The sequence below is a fragment of the Stutzerimonas frequens genome (assembly GCF_024448335.1).
In the GTDB taxonomy this organism is placed as follows: Bacteria; Pseudomonadota; Gammaproteobacteria; order Pseudomonadales; family Pseudomonadaceae; genus Stutzerimonas; species Stutzerimonas frequens.
The window spans coordinates 144,021-163,065 of sequence record NZ_JAMOHM010000002.1; the positions used below are offsets into that span (position 1 = coordinate 144,021).

The window sequence follows — 19,045 nt, forward strand, 5'->3', positions numbered from 1 at the left end:
CGGCTCAAGGCCGCGCCTTTTCCTTGTTTACCACTTGATGCCTTTGAAGATCACATCCTTGCGGATGTTTTCCTTGAACTTGCCGACTACCTGGAACATCCCGGCCATGACCTCGTCGGTGAGGTAGTGCGGCTGCACGCCCAGGTCGATCAAGCCCTGGTAGGTCGGGTTGTAGTAGTGCTCTTCGGCTTCCTTGCGCGGGTTCTCCAGGTGGTTGACCTTGACGTCGTAACCCAGGGATTGGCCCACACGCTGCACCATATCGGCCAGTTGGTTGGCGGAGAAGGTTTCCATGATCTGGTTGAAGATGCGCAGCTCACCCTTGGCGGCCGGGGCCTTCTCGGAGTGGTGAACGCACTGCAGGGTGTCCTTGATATTGAGGTAGCCACGGGTCTGGCCGCCTTTGCCGTATACGGTCAGCGGGTAGTCGACCACGGCCTGGACGATGAAGCGGTTGACGATGGTGCCGAACACTTCGTCGTAGTTGAAGATGGTGTTTAGGCGCGGGTCGATGGCGGCTTCGTCGGTTTCGATGCCGTAGACCGGGCCCTGCATCAGGTCGGTTACGCGCAGGTCCCACATACGCACGCCGAACCACATCAGGTCGGTGTCCATCACCTTGGTGGTGTGGTAGATGGAGCCGGCGGCACGCGGGAACAGGAACTTGCCCTTGCGGCCCTTGTGCTCGATCTCGAGCCAGCCTTCTTCGATGTCGATATTCGGGGTGCCGTACTCGCCCATGGTGCCCAGCTTGATGATGTGGGTATCGCGGGAGAAGTCGCGCACGGCGAACATCAGGTTGTTGGTCACGCGCAGGTTGTTGACGATGGTCTGGTCAGCGTGTGCGTAGTCGATCAGCGAGTACGGCGCGGAAGGCTGCTCGGCATAGTGCACGACGGTTTCCGGAATGCCGGTGAACGCCGGGTTGACGCACCAGTTGTACTTGACGCTGCCATCGAACAGCGAGCGCATGACCTGCGGCTCGGCCAAGTCGCCGATCACCACCTTGATCTCGTAGCCGGTCTTTTCGTGCCAGATCTTGGCCCGCTCCATCAGGGTGGGGATCGGGTAGAGCATGCCGACGTCCAGGTCCTGGCAGTTGTTGCGGCGCAGGTAGTTGTCGACCACGGTGACTTGATAGCCGCGGGCCGAGAAGTACATGGCGGAGGGCCAACCCAAGTAGCCGTCGCCGCCGAGAATCAATACGTGCATGTTTCACTCCTGAAAAGTTTCCGGCGAGCGCTGCCCGCCGGCGGTTGCTGCGATCTTCTTCAGATCAGGTTGTTTTCGACGAGGAACACCGCCAGTTCGTCCTGGCTCAGCTTGGGCTCGTTCGCCGAGTTGTAGGGGTTCTCCACCTGTTCGGAGACCACGCCCTGGTAGCTGTAGTCGATGTCGGTGAAACGCTTCATGATCGCCGGCTTGACGACGAAGTAACGTTCGAGCTCCAGCGCGCGACCGGTTTCTTCGCCGGTCATCAGCTCTTCGTAGAGCTTCTCGCCCGGCTTGACGCCGATTTCCTTGATCTCGATCTTCGCCGGGTCCTGGCCGTACTCGGGGGCCAGCTTGCGGATCATCACTTCGGCGAGATCCTTGATGGCGATGACCGGCATCTTGGTGACGAACACTTCGCCGCCCTTGGCCAGCATGGCGGAGTCGACGATCAGCTGGACCGACTCTTCGACGCTCATGATGAAACGGGTCATTTCGCGGTGGGTCAGGGTCAGCGGGCCACCCTTGCGCAGCTGCTCGCGGAAGATCGGGATGACCGAACCACGCGAGCCGAGCACGTTGCCGAAACGGGTGGAGGCGAAGATGCAGCCGGACTTCTTGAACTCGACGTTGGCGGCGGTGATCAGACGCTCGCCCATCAGCTTGGAGGTGCCCATCACGTTGGTGGGGTTCACCGCCTTGTCGGAGCTGGTGAAGATGACCTTGCTCACGCCGGAGTTGACCGCGGCACGAACGATGTTGTCGACACCGAGGATGTTGGTCTGCACCGCCTCGTGCGGCACCTGTTCGCAGAGAATGACGTGCTTGAATGCCGCGGTGTGGAAGACGATATCGACGCCTTCCATCTTGCGGGTCAGCGCGCCTTCGTCGCGGATGTCGCACAGGTAGAAGTGCACGTTGTGATGATCGCGATAGGCCTCGGTCTGGTAGAACAACTCGCTTTCGTTGTTATCCAGAACGACAAGCTCCTTGACGCCATACTTGTACACCAGCTGATTGACCAATTCCTTGCCAACCGTGCCGCAACCGCCAGTGACCAGCACCTTCTTGTCTTCGAAAAACATCGTCATGTCGATTTCCTGTAATTTGCTCGCCTGGGGGGCTTACTTCGTTTAGATCGCAATACCTTTCCAGGCACCGCATGTATCCAATACCGCCTGGTTGGCGTTATTGCCTAGCTGTACCGACTGGAAGTCCTTGTGGGCTACCAGCAGTACGAGAATATCGGCCTTTTGTAGGGCCTCCTGCAGTTCCACGAACTGCGCGTTTGGATGCAGGGCGGCGGGCGCAGCCGTCAGGTGCGGCTCGACAGCAAGGACTGCGTCGAGATACTTCGCCGAAATCGTATTGACGATAGTAAGCGCTGGGCTGGAACGTAAATCATCAATATTCGCCTTATAACTCAGGCCAAGGAACGCTACTTTGGCCTGTCGCCCGCCATGTTGGGCTTGCCAACTTGTCAAAATATCCTCAACCTGTCTCACAATCTGCAGCGGACGCTCGTCGTTGATCGTGCGCGCCTGGCGGATGATTCGCGCCTGATCGGGGACGGCATCGACAATGAACCACGGATCGATGGCAATGCAATGGCCACCAACACCTGGGCCGGGCTGAAGGATATTGACGCGCGGGTGACGGTTGGCCAGAGCGATCAACTCCCAAGGGTTGATCCCCAGCCTCTCGCAGATGGCGGCCAGCTCATTGGCGAAGGCGATGTTTACGTCGCGAAAGCTGTTTTCCGTCAATTTGCACATCTCGGCAGTGCGCGCATTGGTGATCACGCACTCGCCTTCGACGAATATCTTGTACAGGCTCGTCGCCACTTCCGAACAGCGCGGCGTCATCCCGCCAATCACTCGGTCGTTATGCACCAGCTCGCTCAGTACGTGCCCAGGCAATACGCGCTCGGGGCAGTGAGCAATCCGAATGTCAGAGGCTTCGCCAGCCGTTTGAGGAAACGTCAGATCAGGGCGCGCTTCAGCGAGCCAGGCCGCCATCCGTTCAGTGGCTCCTACCGGAGACGTAGACTCAAGAACCACCAGATCCCCAGCTTTTAATACAGGGGCGATCGCCTTGCTGGCCGATTCGATGTAGGAAAGGTCAGGCTCGTGATTGGCGTTAAAAGGCGTAGGCACAGCAATTAGGAATGCATCTGCGGGTTCTACCACCGTAGTGGCGCGCAGATACCCTTCGGTCACGGCTGCGTGCACGAGGATGTCGAGGTCAGGCTCGACGATATGCACCTCTCCGCGGTTTATCGTCTCAACAGCGTGGGTGTTGATGTCGATGCCAATCACCTTGCGCTTGCGGGACGCAAATACAGCTGCCGTGGGCAGGCCGATGTAACCAAGCCCGACCACAGCAATGGTGCCAAAAGTCATTTATGGTCTCTTAATCACGGAATTGAGTGTGTCGATGATCCGCAAGCACGCCTTGCCATCCCCATACGGGTTATGAGCGTAGGCCATGGACTGGTATGTGCGCTCATCAGTCAGCAGGGTACTTAGCCCATTCCTGATCGCTGCTACATCCGTACCCACCAGCTTTACGGTACCGGCTTCGACCGCTTCGGGTCGTTCAGTGGTGTCACGCATGACCAGAACAGGCTTGCCCAGCGAAGGGGCTTCTTCTTGTATGCCACCTGAGTCGGTAAGAATCAGATAGGCGCGGTTCATCAGGTAGACGAAAGGCAGGTAATCCAGCGGCTCGATCAAATGGATATTGTCGATGCCTGCCAATAGACGATTGACGAGCTCGCTCACGTTCGGATTCAGGTGGACCGGGTAGACAATGTCGATATCCGGAAAAGCCTTCGCCGTTTCGGCCAGCGCTTGGCAGATTCGCTCAAACCCACCACCAAAGCTTTCGCGTCGGTGCCCGGTGACCAAAACCAATCGGCTGTCCGGGCGGATAAAGTTGAATTTCCGATCAAGGCTCTGCTGCAACGTCACCTCCTTCTGCAGCTTCGTCACCACTTGCAACAGCGCATCGATAACTGTGTTGCCTGTCACCTCGATGCCATTCTTGATGCCCTCGCGCAGCAGATTTTGGCGGGAGGTTTCGGTGGGTGCGAAATGCAGCGTGGCGAGCGCGCCTGTTAGCTTGCGGTTGCCCTCTTCCGGCCAGGGCGAATACATATTGCCGGTTCGCAGCCCTGCCTCGACATGAGCAACGGGTATCTGGTGATAGTAAGCGGCAAGCGTGCTGGCAAAAGTCGTGGCGGTATCACCATGAACCAGCACCACGTCGGGCCTGAAGTCGGAAAATACCTGCTTCATGCCCTTAAGAATTGCGCTAGTGATATCCGACAGGTCCTGACCGGGCTTCATGATGTTCAGATCGAAATCAGGGATCAGATCGAACAGGCCCAGTACCTGATCAAGCATCTGCCTATGCTGCCCGGTAACACAGACCTTAGCGTCGAAACGCGAGTCGGCATTCAGAGCGAGGGCCAGCGGGGCCATCTTGATCGCTTCCGGCCGTGTCCCGAAGACGCATAGGGTTTTGACTGTCATACCATATCCATAGCTTGAGCCGGCGCGAGGGCCTTATTGCGGGATTTCCAGCTGCAACGGTTGTTGCTTGTCCTGATAAATAGCGGCGAGCCTTGCGGCCAATGCTTGCTTTGCTTTTGATTCGCCGTGAACGATGCGTATGTGAGATGGCCGTCGCCGCATGCTGGTTACAAATTTCACCAACCATCCTGGTCTGCATGAGCAGAGTAGCCGCCAATGGTCGTCACACCGGCTCTGATTGCCAAACGCTCACCGTCGAGATCGACGTAACCGCCTTTTGGGCCAAAGCTTTGAATAGCATGACCAGGCGTGCCTGCCGCCTGGTAACCAACGAACAATACGTTGTGCCTCTGGTTGCCCAGCATCGCTTTCAGGTAATTGACGATACGCCCACTAGAGCACATGCCGTTACCGGCGATAACGATTGCCGGATGGGCGCTGCGTGCCAGATATCCAACCATTCGTAGATGTTCGGCATGGCTGTCGACTGTCAGTAGCTGCTCGAACCCCAGCGGGCGGCGGCCGGATTGTACACGCTTGATGGCCTCCTGATTCCAGAAGGGCTTCAGTTCCCGATAGGCTGCAGTGAAGCGATTTGCGAGCGGAGAGTCGAGGATGATGGGAAGCTCTGGCCAATTCTTTTCCAGACCAGACGCCTGAGCACCATCAGGCCCGCTGGCTTCAACCCCATCCCGGGATGATGCTGCGGACTTGGTTTGAGCGCGATGGATAATGTCTTCCAGCTCATATAGCAGCTCCTGGGTACGGCCAATGCTGAACGCAGGAATCAGTACTGTCCCGCCATCTTGCAAGGCCCGCTGGATAACATGCTCGAGGCGCTGACGGCGGGTGCAGCGATCCTCGTGCTGCCGATCACCGTAAGTGCTTTCGATAACGAGGATGTCTACACGATAAGGTGCTTTCGGGGCGGGCAGCATCGGTGCGTGCGGCGCACCAAGGTCTCCGGAAAACGCAACTCGCTTGTTTTCACCGGTCTTTGGATAAGTCAGATCTAGCTCGACGTACGCCAAGCCGAGAATATGCCTGGCTCTCTGCAAGCGTATACGACAGATGAGATCACTGGCCTCGCGCAAGTTGAACCAAGTGTTGTAGGGCAAGGCAATGATGCGCCGCTCAATCAGCTTGATATAGCGCTCGACCTGCTTCTGGTCTCGACTCACCCCAATCTTGAAAGCATCTTCGAGCACAATGGGCAGCAATTTGGCGGAGGGCTCGCTGCATAGAATAGGGCCCTTGAATCCAGCAGCGAGCAGATAGGGGATCCGGCCAACGTGATCAATATGTACGTGCGTTACGATGAGTGCCCGAATCGTATCGATCGGAAATGCAATACCTAGACTGCCCCCCCCCGTCTGTCCCTCATTGGCGGTGTCACCACCCTGAAATACACCGCAGTCGATCAGGTAGCTGTTGACGGCATCGGCATGCAATTCGTGGCACGAGCCGGTCACTCCGGTAGTCGATCCGTGGTGATTGATTAGGGGGGAAAGCATCGGTTAGTTCCTTTAACCTCGCGCTGTGACGGACATCGCAAAACGGCCGGCATTTTGCCATGCGGCTGCCCTTACACCAAGTGTGGCCACCGCAAATAACTGGCCAAGTGGGGAACCATCGATCTACAGCTTCGCAAACAAATCTGGCGCGACCAGCTCGAAGCTCTAGATGCCGGGGCAACTCGCTAACTTGCACATGCTGCACGGCCCGCCTTTTACAGAGGCCAGGGCTCTAGTCCTCCTCGTTCACCCGATCCCGCAATTCCTTCCCCGGCTTGAAATGCGGAACGAATTTGCCGTCGAGGCTGACGGACTGGCCGGTTTTGGGATTACGGCCGATGCGCGGGGCGCGGTAGTGCAGGGAGAAACTGCCGAAGCCGCGGATCTCGATCCTCTCGCCGGTGGCCAGGGCCTGAGCCATTTGCTCGAGCATGGTCTTGATGGCCAGCTCGACATCCTTGGATGAAAGCAGCCCCTGCTGGGTGACGATTCGCTCGATCAACTCCGACTTGGTCATGGTTTTCCCTTCGTTTTCAAGCGGCTAGATCATTCGGGTTGCGTTCGTTTGTAGCATGTTGTTCAGAGTTTGAACAGCCCGAACGGGATTGACGACGAATGAGTGCTTGGTTTAGGAGACCGTGACACAGATCGGAAATCTGGCTCGCCCGCCCGCTCATGGGCGGCGCCGGTCGAAGGCAGGATTTCTGCCAGATCTTTTTTAAGGGAATAAAAAAGGCGGGCTCTAGAGCCCGCCTTTCGTTTTGCCTACTGCAAATCAGTCTTCGCGATAACGGCGCAGCTTGAGCTGCTTGCCACCTACGCGGGTGTCCTTGAGTTTACCGAGCAGGCGATCGAGGCCATCTTCCGGCAGCTCGACCAGGCTGAAGCTGTCGCGCACCTGGATACGGCCGATGGCTTCACGGGCCAGGCCGCCCTCGTTGAGGATAGCGCCTAGCAGGTTACGGGCGGCGATGCCGTCACGCGCGCCCAGCGGGGTGCGGCAACGGGCGCGGCCTTCTGCCAGAGGCATCGGCGCACGACGCTCGCGGTCACCGCTACGCTCCGGACGATCGGAGCGTTCGCGCGGACCGCTGCTCGGGACCAGCGGTTGCTCTTTCTCCACTTCGGCCAGGGTCAGCGCCTGGCCATTGGTGGCCTTGCGCAGCAGCGCAGCGGCCAGTGCACGCGGACTGCAGCCGATGTCGGCAACCAGTTTGTCGAGCAGCTCGCCATGGGTGGCTTCGGCATCGGCGACCAGCGGCGCGAGGCTGTTGGTCAGCTTCTTGATGCGCGCGTCCAGCACCTGCTGCGCATTGGGCAGACGGGCTTCGGCGACCTTCTGGTTGGTCACACGCTCGATAACCTGCAGCATGCGACGCTCGCGCGGCGTGACCAGCAGCAGCGCGCGGCCTTCGCGACCGGCACGACCGGTACGGCCGATACGGTGAACGTAGGACTCAGGATCGTACGGCATGTCCACGTTGAACACGTGGGTGATGCGCGGTACGTCGATACCACGGGCGGCAACGTCGGTGGCGACGACGATGTCCAGACGGCCATCCTTGAGCGATTCGATGACGCGCTCACGCTGGTTCTGGGCGATGTCGCCGTTCAGCGCAGCGGCCCTGTAGCCCTTGGCTTCCAGCGCGGCGGCCAGGTCGAGGGTGGCCTGTTTGGTGCGCACGAAGGCGATCAGCGCGTCGAAATCCTCGACTTCCAGCAAGCGCAGCACGGCCTGGATCTTCTGATCGGCATGGACCATGAGGTGCGCCTGCTCGATGCGCGCGACGGTCTGGGTCTTGGCAGCGATCTTGATGTGCTGCGGCTCGCGCAGGTGCTTCTCGGCGATGGCACGGATGGAGTGCGGCAGCGTGGCGGAGAACAGCACGCTCTGGCGGCTTTCCGGCATGGCTTCGAAGATCACTTCCAGGTCGTCCATGAAGCCGAGCTTGAGCATCTCGTCGGCCTCATCGAGGACCAGGAAGCGGATGGTCGACAGCAGCTCGCTGTTGCGACTCAGGTGATCGACCAGGCGGCCAGGGGTAGCGACGATGATCTGCGCGCCCTGACGGATGGCCTTGAGCTGCGGGCCCATCGGGGCACCACCATAGATGGCGACGACGCTGACGCCCGGCATCTGCTTGGAATAGGTCTCGAACGCGGTGGCAACCTGCAGCGCCAGTTCGCGGGTCGGCGCGAGAATCAGCGCCTGCGGCTCACGCTTGGCCGGATCGATCTTGGACAGGATCGGCAGCGCGAAGGCGGCGGTCTTGCCGGTGCCGGTCTGGGCCTGACCGATCATGTCGTGACCACCGAGGATCACCGGGATCGCCTGGGCCTGGATGGGGGATGGTTCTTCGTAGCCGACTGCGCTGATGGCAGCCAGAACAGCGGAGTGAATACCGAGTGCGGCAAAGCCGCCGATTTCCTGGGTCATGGGTCTTGTCTCTGATGCTCCGCAAGACCCATTGCTCCGAAGCTGCGCATGCCGTGCAAAACCCGAAGGTCACCCTGGCAGCCTGGTCGGCGGGGTTGCGAAAACGTATGGATGATGAATCGTCAAGATAGTCCGCTCGAAGCGGACAGCAGCCGAAGCGGCGCTTCGTGTGTTGCAGTACCTGAACGCAGGCTGGGTTTCAGCCGGCGCGTACTATACCGGATTAACGTGAAGCTGTGCGGATATTTTACGGCGCAGCGGATAGCGCGATGCCTCGGGACTACCCGCGGCTGCGCCTCCCACCGGAACTGGTGGAAGGCGCGGCTTGGGGGTCAGGCCGCTTCGCTGTTGGCGGCACTGACACGGAAGCGGCCGACCAGCTGATGCAGTTTTCCGGCGGTGTGGCGCACGCGTTCGGCGCTGTCCTGCAGCACGCCCAACGTCTGCCCCATTTCGCTGGAGGCCTGGTCGACGCCACGAATGGTCTGACCGTAATGCAGGCTGCGCTCGTTCAGCCCCTTGATGATCTCGAACATGCGTTCCACGGTTTCGTGCAGATGGACGTTTTCCGATGTCGCCTCCTCCGTCAGTCGCAGGCTGCTGTCGACATCCTGCACGCCGCCCTGCATGAACGACACCGCCTGGCGCGTCTCGCCCTGCAGGCTCTCGACCTTCTCGCGGATGTCCTCCGCGGCCTTGGCCGTACGCAGCGCGAGCGAGCGCACCTCCCCCGCCACCACGGCAAAGCCGCGCCCGTGATCGCCGGCGCGAGCGGCTTCGATCGCGGCATTGAGCGCGAGCAGGTTGGTCTGGTTGGTGATATCGCTGATCAGGCGGACGATCTCGTCGATCTCGCCCATGCGGCTGTCGAGCAGCTGCACGCTCTGCGCCGAGCGCTGCACCACGTCGCGGATGGACTCGGTGCCCTCACGTACGGTCGCGAAGCGCGCGCGGGCACGACTCATCACCTCGTCCATCGCCGCCTTCATTTCCTCGGCGGTCATCGAGGCCTGCTGGATCTCGCCCAACTGCTCTTCGACCAGCAACAGCAGCTGATGTATGGATTCGGCGACGTCGCTGGTGGTCTGCCCGGCTTCGCTGCTGCGAGCAAGCATCAGCTCGTTGTCCTGGCGCACGTGTTTCGACACCTGGATCACCTGACCGACCACGCCATCCAGGCTGTCGATGAAGCTGTTGATCCAGCGCGCCATGTCGCCGCTCTCGTCGCGCGGCATGGCGCTGCTGTCGACGCGCTGACGCAGATTGCCCTCGCCCTCGGCCAGGGTGCGGATCACCCCGGTCATCGCCTGCATGCGCGCCGCCAGCCGACGCGGCCCGAATGAGGCGAACGCCCAGGCGCCGAGCACGAGCAGCACGCCGTTGAGCAGGTAGAGCGCCGTCTCGGACAGCCCGCTGAAGGCCTGCAGCAGGCTGCCCGTGACGAACAGCGTGATTACTGTGAGCAGGTACGTCTTCATAAGGCCAACGCTCAGCGAACGCCGGCGATACACCTCTTCCAGATCGGCCTCGCACATCATGCCCCAGCGATCCGGGGAGCCCGGCAGCTGGAAGGTGACGCCCTTGCCGATCACCGGAATGTGGCGGTAATCGGAATAGCCGGGATAGGTGACGAACAAGTTCGAACCCCTGGCGATGGTTTCCCGCACACCGGGGTGCAGCTGGCCGGTGGCCGGATCGGTGAAGCGCAGTTCCAGCTCGGTGTGCTGCTGTACACGGACCGTACCCCAGCGGGTGTGCACCCCGCTCTTGAGGTTTTCGCCGTGGCTGAAGGTGGCGTCCTCGAAGCGCGAGCGCGACAGGGCCGTGCCGGGCTGAATGCGACTGTCGAAGCGCGAATCGACCATGAACAGGTAGTTGTCGCCGGATTCCGGATAGACGTGCCCGGCTTCGCGTTGGATCAGATCCCCCAGCACATCGTTCGGCACACGCGCGCAAAGGCAGCCGAGGCGTTTACCTCCCACCTGCACTGGTTGGTAGAGCATCAGCGTCACCGCGTCATGAAAACGCGAGGTGGTCGGGCCCAGGCGCTCGGTCAGCGGATCACGATAAGGCCCATGCAGGAACGGCTCGCTCAGCCCCTGCGCCACGGCACGGGCATCGAGATCCTGCTGACCGACATGCGCGGCACAGGTCGAGGTCAGCACCCGCCCCTGCGGGTCGATGACGAACAGCTCGGACAGATCCGGCAACTGAGCGCGCTTCTTCTCCAGAGTCTGGACATCGACATGTGCCAGATCCTCGCCCAGGCTCGCGGCCAGGTCAGCCAGATGCTCCCAGTGGGTGTTCACCCAATTCTGCAGAATGCGCACCCGCGATTGCGCTACGCCCTCGAACACCTGCTCTATGGTCGCGTAGACGCCGCGGTTCAACCAGCAGGACCAGCGCATCGACAGCTTGCCAGTGCGCCCCAACCAGGGCAGCCAGTGACGTTCGCTAGGGGAAAGTTGCATCTGCAGGCTTTGAAGCTGGGGCACCGGGTGTTCCTTATTGCCGAGAAGACATACTGGCAAACTGCAATTAGCAGACCAGCATGCAGCTGCGCGACGGTACCGTCGCGCAGACTTGGGCCTTAGCCCACCACTGATGCTCGGCTATTCCAGTGGGCTGAAGCCCACCCTGCGGGCTGCTTACGCACCAGGAACGCCCATGATCGCCTCGGAAGCCGATGCAAGTAACGCTTGGGACAGCGCAGCGCTCTGCGCAGGGGGATGTGGCGAAACGCCGCGGGCTGATATCCCGGGGCGAGCGCGCTGCAAGCGCACCAATTCGGGTCCCGCAAACCATCACGGTGCATCGCCGCGCACCGCTTTGTCGCACTGCTCAGCTGGCTGGGCGCAGTGCCTCGATCAGCGAATCCAACGAATAGCCAAGACGCGGCGCGAGTGCCTCGGCGCGCTGGCGCAGATCGGCAACGTCCAGCATTTGCTCGAGGTCGGCCGGCACCAGCACGACCACATTGCCCTCCTTCACCGGACACTCCCAGTAATGCCGGTGGTACAGCCCGCGAATCAGCGCCGCACCGAGCGGACGATCATCATCGGTGCCCCACTGGTTGATCACTAGCCAGCCTCCCGGATTGAGCTTTTCCTGACAGCGCTTGAGGAACGTCCAGGCCAGGTGCGCGGCATCCGGGCCGGCATCGTTGTAGAGGTCGACAAAGATCAGATCGGCCGTTTCGGCGGTTTCCAGCAGCTCGGTTGCATCCCCGATGCGGATATACAAGCGCGGGTCGTCCTGCAGTCCGAGGTAACGCATGGCCAGTTCGGGCACCGCCGGGCGCAGCTCGATGACTTCGACATCCTCCAGCGGCAGGAACTTGAGGCACGCCTGGGTGAGATTGCCTGCACCCAGCCCAAGAAACAGCGCGGTCTCCGGCTGCGGATGACAGAGCGCCCCGAGCAGCATGGCGCGGGTGTAGTCGTACTCCAGCCAGGCCGGATCGGCAGTGAACACGCAGCTCTGCTCGACTGCGGCGCCGAATTCAAGAAAGCGGTAATCGCCCACCTCGAGCACCCGAATGAGGCCGAACGCGTCACGCACCTCTGCGAGCAAACGCTCCTCTTTTTCCATCGCTGCACTCCGCAAGGTCCGGCCCGCCGGCTGGCAATCGGCGCATATTACGCAGCCCGATAGGCCATCGCTATCTCCAGCGGCGAAGCGCTTCGGGTAACATCGGCGGACTTTCTGCGATAACTGGAACGATCATGAGCCAAGCCTGGAGCCCTTCGAGCTGGAGAGACAAGCCGATACAGCAACAGCCGGTGTATCCGGACGCCGAGCACCTCAAGCAGGTGGAAACGACGCTCGCCGGGTTGCCGCCGCTGGTCTTCGCCGGCGAAGCACGCGAGTTGCGTCGACAGTTCGCGGAGGTGACCCAGGGCCGGGCGTTCCTGCTGCAGGGTGGCGATTGTGCCGAAAGCTTCGCCGAATTCTCGGCGACCAAGATTCGCGACACATTCAAGGTGCTGCTGCAGATGGCCATCGTCATGACCTTTGCCGCCGGTTGCCCGGTGGTGAAGGTCGGACGCATGGCCGGTCAGTTCGCCAAGCCGCGCTCGGCAGGCGACGAAACCATCGACGGCGTGACGCTGCCGGCCTACCGCGGCGACATCGTCAATGGCATCGACTTCAACGCCAAGAGCCGCGTCCCTGATCCGGAGCGCCTGCTGCAGGCCTACCATCAGTCCACCGCCAGCCTGAACCTGCTACGCGCCTTCGCCCAGGGCGGTTTCGCCGACCTGCATCAGGTGCATCAGTGGAACCTGGATTTCATCGCCAACTCGCTGCTGGCCGAGAAATACCACCAGCTCGGCGCGCGCATCGATGAAACACTGAAATTCATGCGGGCCTGCGGCCTGGACGGCGCGCCGCAGTTGCGCGAGACCAACTTCTTCACCGCCCATGAGGCGCTGTTGCTCAACTACGAGCAGGCCTTCGTGCGCCAGGACAGCCTCAGCGGCGGCTGGTACGACTGTTCCGCACATATGCTGTGGATCGGCGACCGTACCCGTCAGCTGGACGGCGCGCACGTGGAGTTTCTGCGCGGCGTCGGCAACCCCATCGGGGTGAAGGTCGGCCCCAGCATGGACACGGATGAGCTGATCCGGCTGATCGACATCCTCAATCCGCAGAACGACCCCGGCCGCCTGAACCTGATCGTGCGCATGGGCGCCGACAAGGTCGAAGCCGGCCTGCCACGTCTGGTTCGCGCGGTGCAAAACGAGGGTCGCCAGGTGCTGTGGAGCTCCGACCCGATGCACGGCAATACCATGAAAGCATCCAGCGGCTACAAGACGCGCGACTTCGAGCGCGTACTCGCGGAGGTCCGCCAGTTCTTCGACGTGCACCGCGCCGAAGGCAGCTACCCGGGCGGCATCCATATCGAGATGACCGGGCAGAACGTCACCGAATGCATCGGCGGCTCGCGCCCGATCACCGAGGCCGGCCTCTGCGATCGCTACCACACCCATTGCGACCCGCGCCTGAATGCCGACCAGTCATTGGAAATGGCTTTCATGATCGCCGAGACGCTGAAGCAACTGCGCCCCAGCTGAGGTCCAATCCAACTGCGATACGGCGGCCCGCCGTCGCCGTAGTCGAACAGGTTGGCAAAACATGACGAGCTATCGACCGTCGCAGGGTGGCCGTTGGTCTCGAACGGCCCAGACTGGCTCGGCATCCGGATACGTATGCCTCATGCAGTTCATAGCACACTAATAATTAGCAACACCGTTTATTCGGCAGCTATCTATTGGCTGCTAGAATCCGCGACGTTTTGACCCAGGCCGGCGCCCTGGCAGCCGGGTCAGCTGATTGAAGGGAACTGCATGACCGATTCATCCCAGAACAAGGGGGCCGTTATCGCGGCCTCCATCGGCCTGTTCCTCGGGCCTCTGCTCTTGCTGCTGTGCATTCTCACCGAGCCACCGGCCGGCCTTTCGGAAACCGCCTGGCTCACCGTCGGCATGGCCGCGCTGATGGCGGTGTGGTGGTCCACCGAAGCCATCCCGATTCCCGCCACCTCGCTGCTGCCGATCCTGCTGATTCCGGTGCTGGACATCGACACACTGGCCAAGGCCACTGCGCCTTACGCCAACCCCACCATCTTCCTGTTCCTGGGTGGCTTCCTGCTGGGTCTGGCGATGCAGCGCTGGAACCTGCACAAGCGCATCGCGCTGGCCACGCTGCTGGCGGTCGGCAACGCGCCGAGTCGACAGATCGCCGGCTTCATGATCGCCACAGCGTTCATCAGCATGTGGGTCAGCAACACGGCCACCAGCATCATGATGCTGCCGATCGGCCTGTCGGTGATCGGTTTGCTGGTTGCCGGCAGCGACAAGCGCGATGGCGAGCGCTTCGCCGTGGCCTTGCTACTCGGGATCGCCTATGCCGCCAGTGTCGGCGGCATCGCCACGCTGATCGGCACGCCGCCCAATGCCTTGCTCGCCGCCTTTCTGCGCGAGAACTATGACGTGCACATCGGTTTCGGCCAGTGGATGCTACTGGGGCTGCCGGTGAGCCTCGGCATGCTGCTGTTCATCTGGTGGTGGCTGACCCGCGGCGGCGTCAAGCTGTCCGGTGGCGACAGCCGCGCCATGCTGGAACAGGAGATGGCTGCACTGGGACCGATGAGCAGGGCCGAGAAGCTGGTCGCCGTGGTGTTCACCCTGGCGGCACTGGCCTGGATCTTCCAGCCGCTGCTGGCCGAGTACGTCGATGGCGTGAACGACACCAGCATCGCCATGGCCGCCGCGCTTTCGCTGTTTCTGATTCCTGTGAATCCGCACCAGCGCGTATTCCTGATGGACTGGGAACAGGCCAACAAGGCGCCGTGGGGCGTGCTGCTGCTGTTCGGTGGCGGCCTGTCGCTGGCCGGAGTGATCGGTGCGTCCGGGCTGGCGCAATGGATTGCGCAGAGCCTCGGCGGCTTCGGCACCCTGCCGCTGATCCTGATGATCGGCCTGGTGGCGCTGGTCATCACCTTTCTGACCGAGATCACTTCCAACACCGCCACGGCCGGGGCCTTCCTGCCAGCTGCTGGGCGCCCTGGCGGTGGCTCAGGGGCTGCCGCCAGAGATGCTGGCAATTCCGGCCGCGATCGCCGCCAGCTGCGCCTTCATGATGCCGGTAGCCACGCCACCCAATGCCATCGTGTTCGGTACGGGGCAGATGCACATCCAGTCGATGATCAAGGCCGGCTTTGCCATCAACCTGTTCGGCGTGATGCTGGTTACCCTGCTCTGCTACGGCCTGGTCGGCTGGATCTGGGCAAGCTGACACACGCACAGAAACGAAAAAGCCCAGCATCGAGCTGGGCTTTTTTTGTCCACCGCAGGCCGAGGATCAGGCCTTGACGCGGGACTTGTACTCACCGGTGCGGGTGTCGATCTCGATCGAGTCGCCGATTTCGCAGAAGGCGGAAACCTGCAGCTCGGCACCGTTCTTCAGGCGGGCGGTCTTCATGACCTTGCCGGAGGTGTCGCCACGTACGGACGGCTCGGTGTAGGCGATTTCACGAACGATGGTGGTCGGCAGTTCGACGGAGATCACCTTGTCGTTGTAGAAAACGGCTTCGCAGACGTCGGTCATGCCGTCTTCGATGAAGGTCATCACGCCTTCGAGGTCGTCTTTTTCGATTTCGTACTGGTTGAACTCGTTGTCCATGAAGACGTACAGCGGGTCGGCGAAATAGGAGTAGGTCACTTCCTTGCGCTCGAGGATGACCGGCTCCAGCTTGTCGTCAGCCTTGTACACGGTCTCGGTAGCCGAACCGTTGAGCAGGTTCTTCAGCTTCATCTTGACCACGGCACTGTTACGACCGGACTTGTTGAACTCGGCTTTCTGGATGACCCAGGGTGCGCCGTTGATGATGGCCACCTGGCCGGCACGGAACTCTTGTGCGGTTTTCATAGAAATATCCGAAGGAATTAGAGACAAAAAACAGGCCGCGTATCATAGGGTCTGTTCCCATATCGTCGCAAGCCGCGTGACGGCGCGCGGCCCTGCGTCAACCGTGAACAGCCTCCAGCCAGTCGGTGAAGAAGAACATCAGCTTGCCGGCCAGATCGCCGTTGGCGACCTGCGCGTGCGTCCAGGTCTCGGCATGCTCGAGCAGCGCCGGGTACTCCCGCAGCAGATCAGCCCAGGCTTGCGCGGCGCCCTCCCCGGCGTTCCAGGCGTGCCAGAACGCGCGCAACGCCGAGTCGGCCGCCGGCGCAAGGCCGTTCGCATAGAGGTCGAGAAACGCGTTGAGCTTGTCCCAGTGCGCGTCGTCTTCCTGCGGGTAGATGTGCCACACCAGCGGGCGCCCGGCCCACTGCGCACGAATGAAGGATTCCTCGCCACGCACGGCATTGAAATCACAGCTCCACAACAGCAAGTCGTATTCGTCCTGCGTCATGAACGGCACGATGCAGATCTGCAGGCTGCCGCGCTGATAACGCTCCCCCGCTTTCAGCCCGGGCACGCCGAGCCAGGCCGCGACATCACCCAGCACCCGCCCTTCCGGAACCAGCAGCTGATTGGTCCGCACGTCAGCCGCCAGCGCGTCCAGCCAGCCCGCAACTGCCGGGTTTTCGTAGGCGAACAACGACAGCAAGCGCGCATCCGCCTGCCGCACCACGCCAAGCGTGGCGAGAAAATCGGCCTGCTGCTTCCGATCCCGCTGGAAGCTGGCCCGACGCAGCATCAGATCGGCTTCGCGGATCAGGCCGCCAGTGGCAGCCTCGAATCCTGGAAAGAAGAAGTACTTTTGCACACCGTTGGGCTGCAGCGACGGCAGCGCATGACAGCCGACGATCCAGTCCTCGGCGCTCAGGTACTCCAGATTCAGCCAGAGAATCCGCCGCCCGCTGCCGGCCATGGCATTTATATATTGCTGCGGCAGGTTGCAGGCGAACGCCTCGATGACCACATCGGCCGGCTCGACTCCCGGCCACTGGCGGGACCAGCGCCTGACATCCACGCCCTCATGGAGCTGCTGGTCGGCATCGGCACTGGCGGCCGGACAGAGCCGTGCAAAGGTTTCCAGATCGTCGACCCACAGCCTGACGCGCTGGCCATGCTCGGCCGCCAGCTGTCGCGCCAGGCGCCAGGTAACGCCAATGTCGCCGAAGTTGTCCACGACCGCACAGAAGATGTCCCAACTCGCCTTGACCGACAAACCCATGCTCCTCGAACCGATACGGCGTTTTCGTGCCACTGAAATAGCCGCGCAGCATACATGAGCCGCAGCCACGGCCAAACGGACTCGCCGACTACGAGGCAGCCGAGTGAACGTAGAGTAGACATGCGAAAGAGCCCCGACGCATGAGCGCTCGGAACTGAAAATCTGGAGGGAAAAAGAGAGCGTTATGGAGGTGAACCCTACCAGCCACACCCCGGCACACAATGTCACCGCTGCGGCTGCTCCCTTCCGGGCCTGACCGGGTTCACGGCTGATCGTTGCGAGGGGACCGGCAGGGCCCACCATAACGAAACCCGCCTGGCGGCGAGCGGCGCCATTGTACCGGCTTATCAGCAACTTACAACCAAAGACTGCGGCAAGCGCTTTTGCTATGGCCGGGACAGCCCGGTACCGCCGGTCAGCAAGCCACGAAAGCGCGTGCTCGTTTGCCGCATTGCGTCGAAACCCTCTAGCCAAAGGACGATCTCTGTCCGAGGATGGGGAGGCTCAAGCGGTATCGAACGCTTGTCATGAAAACATGCTACGCAGCACTTCCACTGCGTGGCCGATGGCACCAGCACACGAGGTAATCATGAGCAAGGCTCCAATCGCCATCATCGGAACCGGAATAGCGGGACTGTCGGCCGCTCGCGCGCTTCACGAAGCCGGGCAAGCCGTACACCTGTTCGACAAGAGCCGCGGCAGCGGCGGCCGCATGGCGAGCAAACGCAGCGATGCCGGCACGCTAGACCTCGGCGCGCAATACTTCACGGCGCGTGATCGCCGCTTCAGCGAGATCGTGCGCCAGTGGCAGGAAAGCGGCTGGGTAGAGCAATGGGCCCCTACCCTGTTCCAGTCCCGCGAAGGCCAGTTGAAGCCTTCGGCCGACGAGCAGCTGCGCTGGGTCGGCACACCGACCATGAGCGCGATTACCCGAGGCTTGCTGGGTGAACTGCCGGTGACCTTCAGCTGCCGCATCACCGAAGTATTCCGCGGCGAACGCTTCTGGACGCTGGTCGACGCTACGGGCGCCAGCCATGGCCCGTTCAGTCATGTGATCATCGCCGCCCCTGCTCCGCAGGCCGCCGCATTGCTGTCCGGTGCGCCAAAACTGGCTGCCGTGGCCGCGAGTGTAGCGATGGAGCCGACCTGGGCGGTGGCCCTGGGTTTCGCCAATCCGCTGGATACCGCGCTGGAAGGCTGTTTCGTCCAGGACGATGCGCTGGATTGGGTGGCACGCAACCGCAGCAAGCCAGGCCGGGACGGCGCGCTCGATACCTGGGTGCTGCATGCCACCAGCAACTGGAGCCGCCAGCATCTGGACCTGCCCAAGGAGGCGGTCATCGAATGCCTGCACGGCGCCTTCGCCGAGCTGATCGACTGCGTGGTCCCGGCGCCGGAATTGACCGTGGCGCATCGCTGGCTCTACGCCCGCCCGGCACAGGCACACGAATGGGCCGCACTGGCCGATGCCGGGCTGGGCCTATACGCCTGTGGCGACTGGTGCCTCTCCGGTCGGGTGGAAGGCGCCTGGCTCAGCGGCCAGGAAGCCGCGCGCAGGCTACTGGAAAACCTCTGATCCTCCTTGCCCGCATGAGTGGCTGACCGGGCTCTGATCCAGGTCAGCCGAGCGCGCGGGCCAGCTGCTATCATCGCGCGC

Annotated in this window: 12 protein-coding genes, 1 other RNA gene and 2 pseudogenes; 3 read left to right on the forward strand and 12 right to left on the reverse strand. The window is 61.7% G+C overall.

Annotated features, from left to right (window positions below; translation table 11 throughout):
- Positions 1 to 27: 27 nt before the first annotated feature.
- From NAO55_RS03400 to NAO55_RS03440, 9 genes and pseudogenes are all read right to left on the reverse strand, one after another.
- Entirely contained in the window at positions 28 to 1,212 is a 1,185-nt protein-coding gene (locus NAO55_RS03400) for an NAD-dependent epimerase/dehydratase family protein (protein WP_102840244.1), read from the reverse strand.
- Between the two features lie 59 nt (positions 1,213 to 1,271).
- Positions 1,272 to 2,303, reverse strand: a complete 1,032-nt coding sequence (locus NAO55_RS03405) for an SDR family NAD(P)-dependent oxidoreductase (RefSeq protein WP_102840243.1) — start codon at positions 2,301 to 2,303, stop codon at positions 1,272 to 1,274.
- A gap of 42 nt (positions 2,304 to 2,345) precedes the next feature.
- Positions 2,346 to 3,614, reverse strand: coding sequence for a UDP-N-acetyl-D-mannosamine dehydrogenase (wecC, locus tag NAO55_RS03410; RefSeq protein ID WP_102840242.1), 1,269 nt, complete (start codon positions 3,612 to 3,614; stop codon positions 2,346 to 2,348).
- The gene (wecB, locus tag NAO55_RS03415) at positions 3,615 to 4,748 is read right to left on the reverse strand and encodes a non-hydrolyzing UDP-N-acetylglucosamine 2-epimerase (RefSeq protein WP_102840241.1); all 1,134 of its coding nucleotides are present in this window, start codon (positions 4,746 to 4,748) and stop codon (positions 3,615 to 3,617) included.
- A gap of 33 nt (positions 4,749 to 4,781) precedes the next feature.
- Positions 4,782 to 6,262 (reverse strand): annotated as a pseudogene (locus NAO55_RS03420) (MBL fold metallo-hydrolase RNA specificity domain-containing protein).
- 232 nt (positions 6,263 to 6,494) lie between these two features.
- A complete protein-coding gene (gene ihfB / locus NAO55_RS03425; RefSeq protein WP_013983116.1) occupies positions 6,495 to 6,779 on the reverse strand; it encodes an integration host factor subunit beta in 285 nt (94 codons plus the stop codon).
- Between the two features lie 258 nt (positions 6,780 to 7,037).
- Entirely contained in the window at positions 7,038 to 8,699 is a 1,662-nt protein-coding gene (locus NAO55_RS03430) for a DEAD/DEAH box helicase (protein ID WP_102840240.1), read from the reverse strand.
- A gap of 332 nt (positions 8,700 to 9,031) precedes the next feature.
- A complete protein-coding gene (locus tag NAO55_RS03435; RefSeq protein ID WP_102840239.1) occupies positions 9,032 to 11,194 on the reverse strand; it encodes a methyl-accepting chemotaxis protein in 2,163 nt (720 codons plus the stop codon).
- Positions 11,195 to 11,540: 346 nt separating this feature from the next.
- Complete coding sequence (locus NAO55_RS03440) at positions 11,541 to 12,290, reverse strand: spermidine synthase (RefSeq protein ID WP_102840238.1); 750 nt, start codon at positions 12,288 to 12,290, stop codon at positions 11,541 to 11,543.
- Between the two features lie 134 nt (positions 12,291 to 12,424).
- Here NAO55_RS03440 and NAO55_RS03445 point away from each other — a divergent pair, with 134 nt between their 5' ends.
- Positions 12,425 to 13,774 (forward strand): class II 3-deoxy-7-phosphoheptulonate synthase, encoded by a 1,350-nt coding sequence (locus NAO55_RS03445; RefSeq protein WP_102840237.1) that lies wholly within the window; start codon positions 12,425 to 12,427, stop codon positions 13,772 to 13,774.
- Positions 13,775 to 14,047: 273 nt separating this feature from the next.
- Positions 14,048 to 15,497, forward strand: a pseudogene (locus NAO55_RS03450) (SLC13 family permease).
- Positions 15,498 to 15,563: 66 nt separating this feature from the next.
- Here the strand turns inward: NAO55_RS03450 and efp are convergent.
- The 3 genes from efp to ffs form a co-directional block, all read right to left on the reverse strand.
- Positions 15,564 to 16,130 carry an elongation factor P gene (gene efp, locus NAO55_RS03455; RefSeq protein WP_011913626.1) on the reverse strand — a complete coding sequence of 189 codons (567 nt, stop codon included), beginning with the start codon at positions 16,128 to 16,130 and terminating at the stop codon, positions 15,564 to 15,566.
- A gap of 97 nt (positions 16,131 to 16,227) precedes the next feature.
- On the reverse strand, positions 16,228 to 17,382 hold the full coding sequence (gene earP, locus NAO55_RS03460) for an elongation factor P maturation arginine rhamnosyltransferase EarP (RefSeq protein WP_102840236.1): 1,155 nt from the start codon (positions 17,380 to 17,382) through the stop codon (positions 16,228 to 16,230).
- Positions 17,383 to 17,583: 201 nt separating this feature from the next.
- An RNA gene (gene ffs, locus NAO55_RS03465) (signal recognition particle sRNA small type) lies at positions 17,584 to 17,680 on the reverse strand.
- Between the two features lie 297 nt (positions 17,681 to 17,977).
- On the opposite strand from ffs, the gene NAO55_RS03470 reads away from it, so the two are divergent.
- Entirely contained in the window at positions 17,978 to 18,964 is a 987-nt protein-coding gene (locus NAO55_RS03470; protein ID WP_063539794.1) for an NAD(P)/FAD-dependent oxidoreductase, read from the forward strand.
- The last annotated feature ends 81 nt before the right edge of the window (positions 18,965 to 19,045 follow it).

Excerpts from the sequence above, each read along its gene's own strand:
- NAO55_RS03470 (WP_063539794.1), top strand. The coding sequence starts at position 17,978 with ATGAGCAAGGCTCCAATCGCCATCATCGGAACCGGAATAGCGGGACTG.
- NAO55_RS03400 (WP_102840244.1), bottom strand. The coding sequence starts at position 1,212 with ATGCACGTATTGATTCTCGGCGGCGACGGCTACTTGGGTTGGCCCTCC.
- ihfB (WP_013983116.1), bottom strand. The coding sequence starts at position 6,779 with ATGACCAAGTCGGAGTTGATCGAGCGAATCGTCACCCAGCAGGGGCTG.
- NAO55_RS03440 (WP_102840238.1), bottom strand. The coding sequence starts at position 12,290 with ATGGAAAAAGAGGAGCGTTTGCTCGCAGAGGTGCGTGACGCGTTCGGC.
- wecC (WP_102840242.1), bottom strand. The coding sequence starts at position 3,614 with ATGACTTTTGGCACCATTGCTGTGGTCGGGCTTGGTTACATCGGCCTG.
- NAO55_RS03445 (WP_102840237.1), top strand. The coding sequence starts at position 12,425 with ATGAGCCAAGCCTGGAGCCCTTCGAGCTGGAGAGACAAGCCGATACAG.
- wecB (WP_102840241.1), bottom strand. The coding sequence starts at position 4,748 with ATGACAGTCAAAACCCTATGCGTCTTCGGGACACGGCCGGAAGCGATC.
- efp (WP_011913626.1), bottom strand. The coding sequence starts at position 16,130 with ATGAAAACCGCACAAGAGTTCCGTGCCGGCCAGGTGGCCATCATCAAC.
- NAO55_RS03405 (WP_102840243.1), bottom strand. The coding sequence starts at position 2,303 with ATGACGATGTTTTTCGAAGACAAGAAGGTGCTGGTCACTGGCGGTTGC.
- NAO55_RS03430 (WP_102840240.1), bottom strand. The coding sequence starts at position 8,699 with ATGACCCAGGAAATCGGCGGCTTTGCCGCACTCGGTATTCACTCCGCT.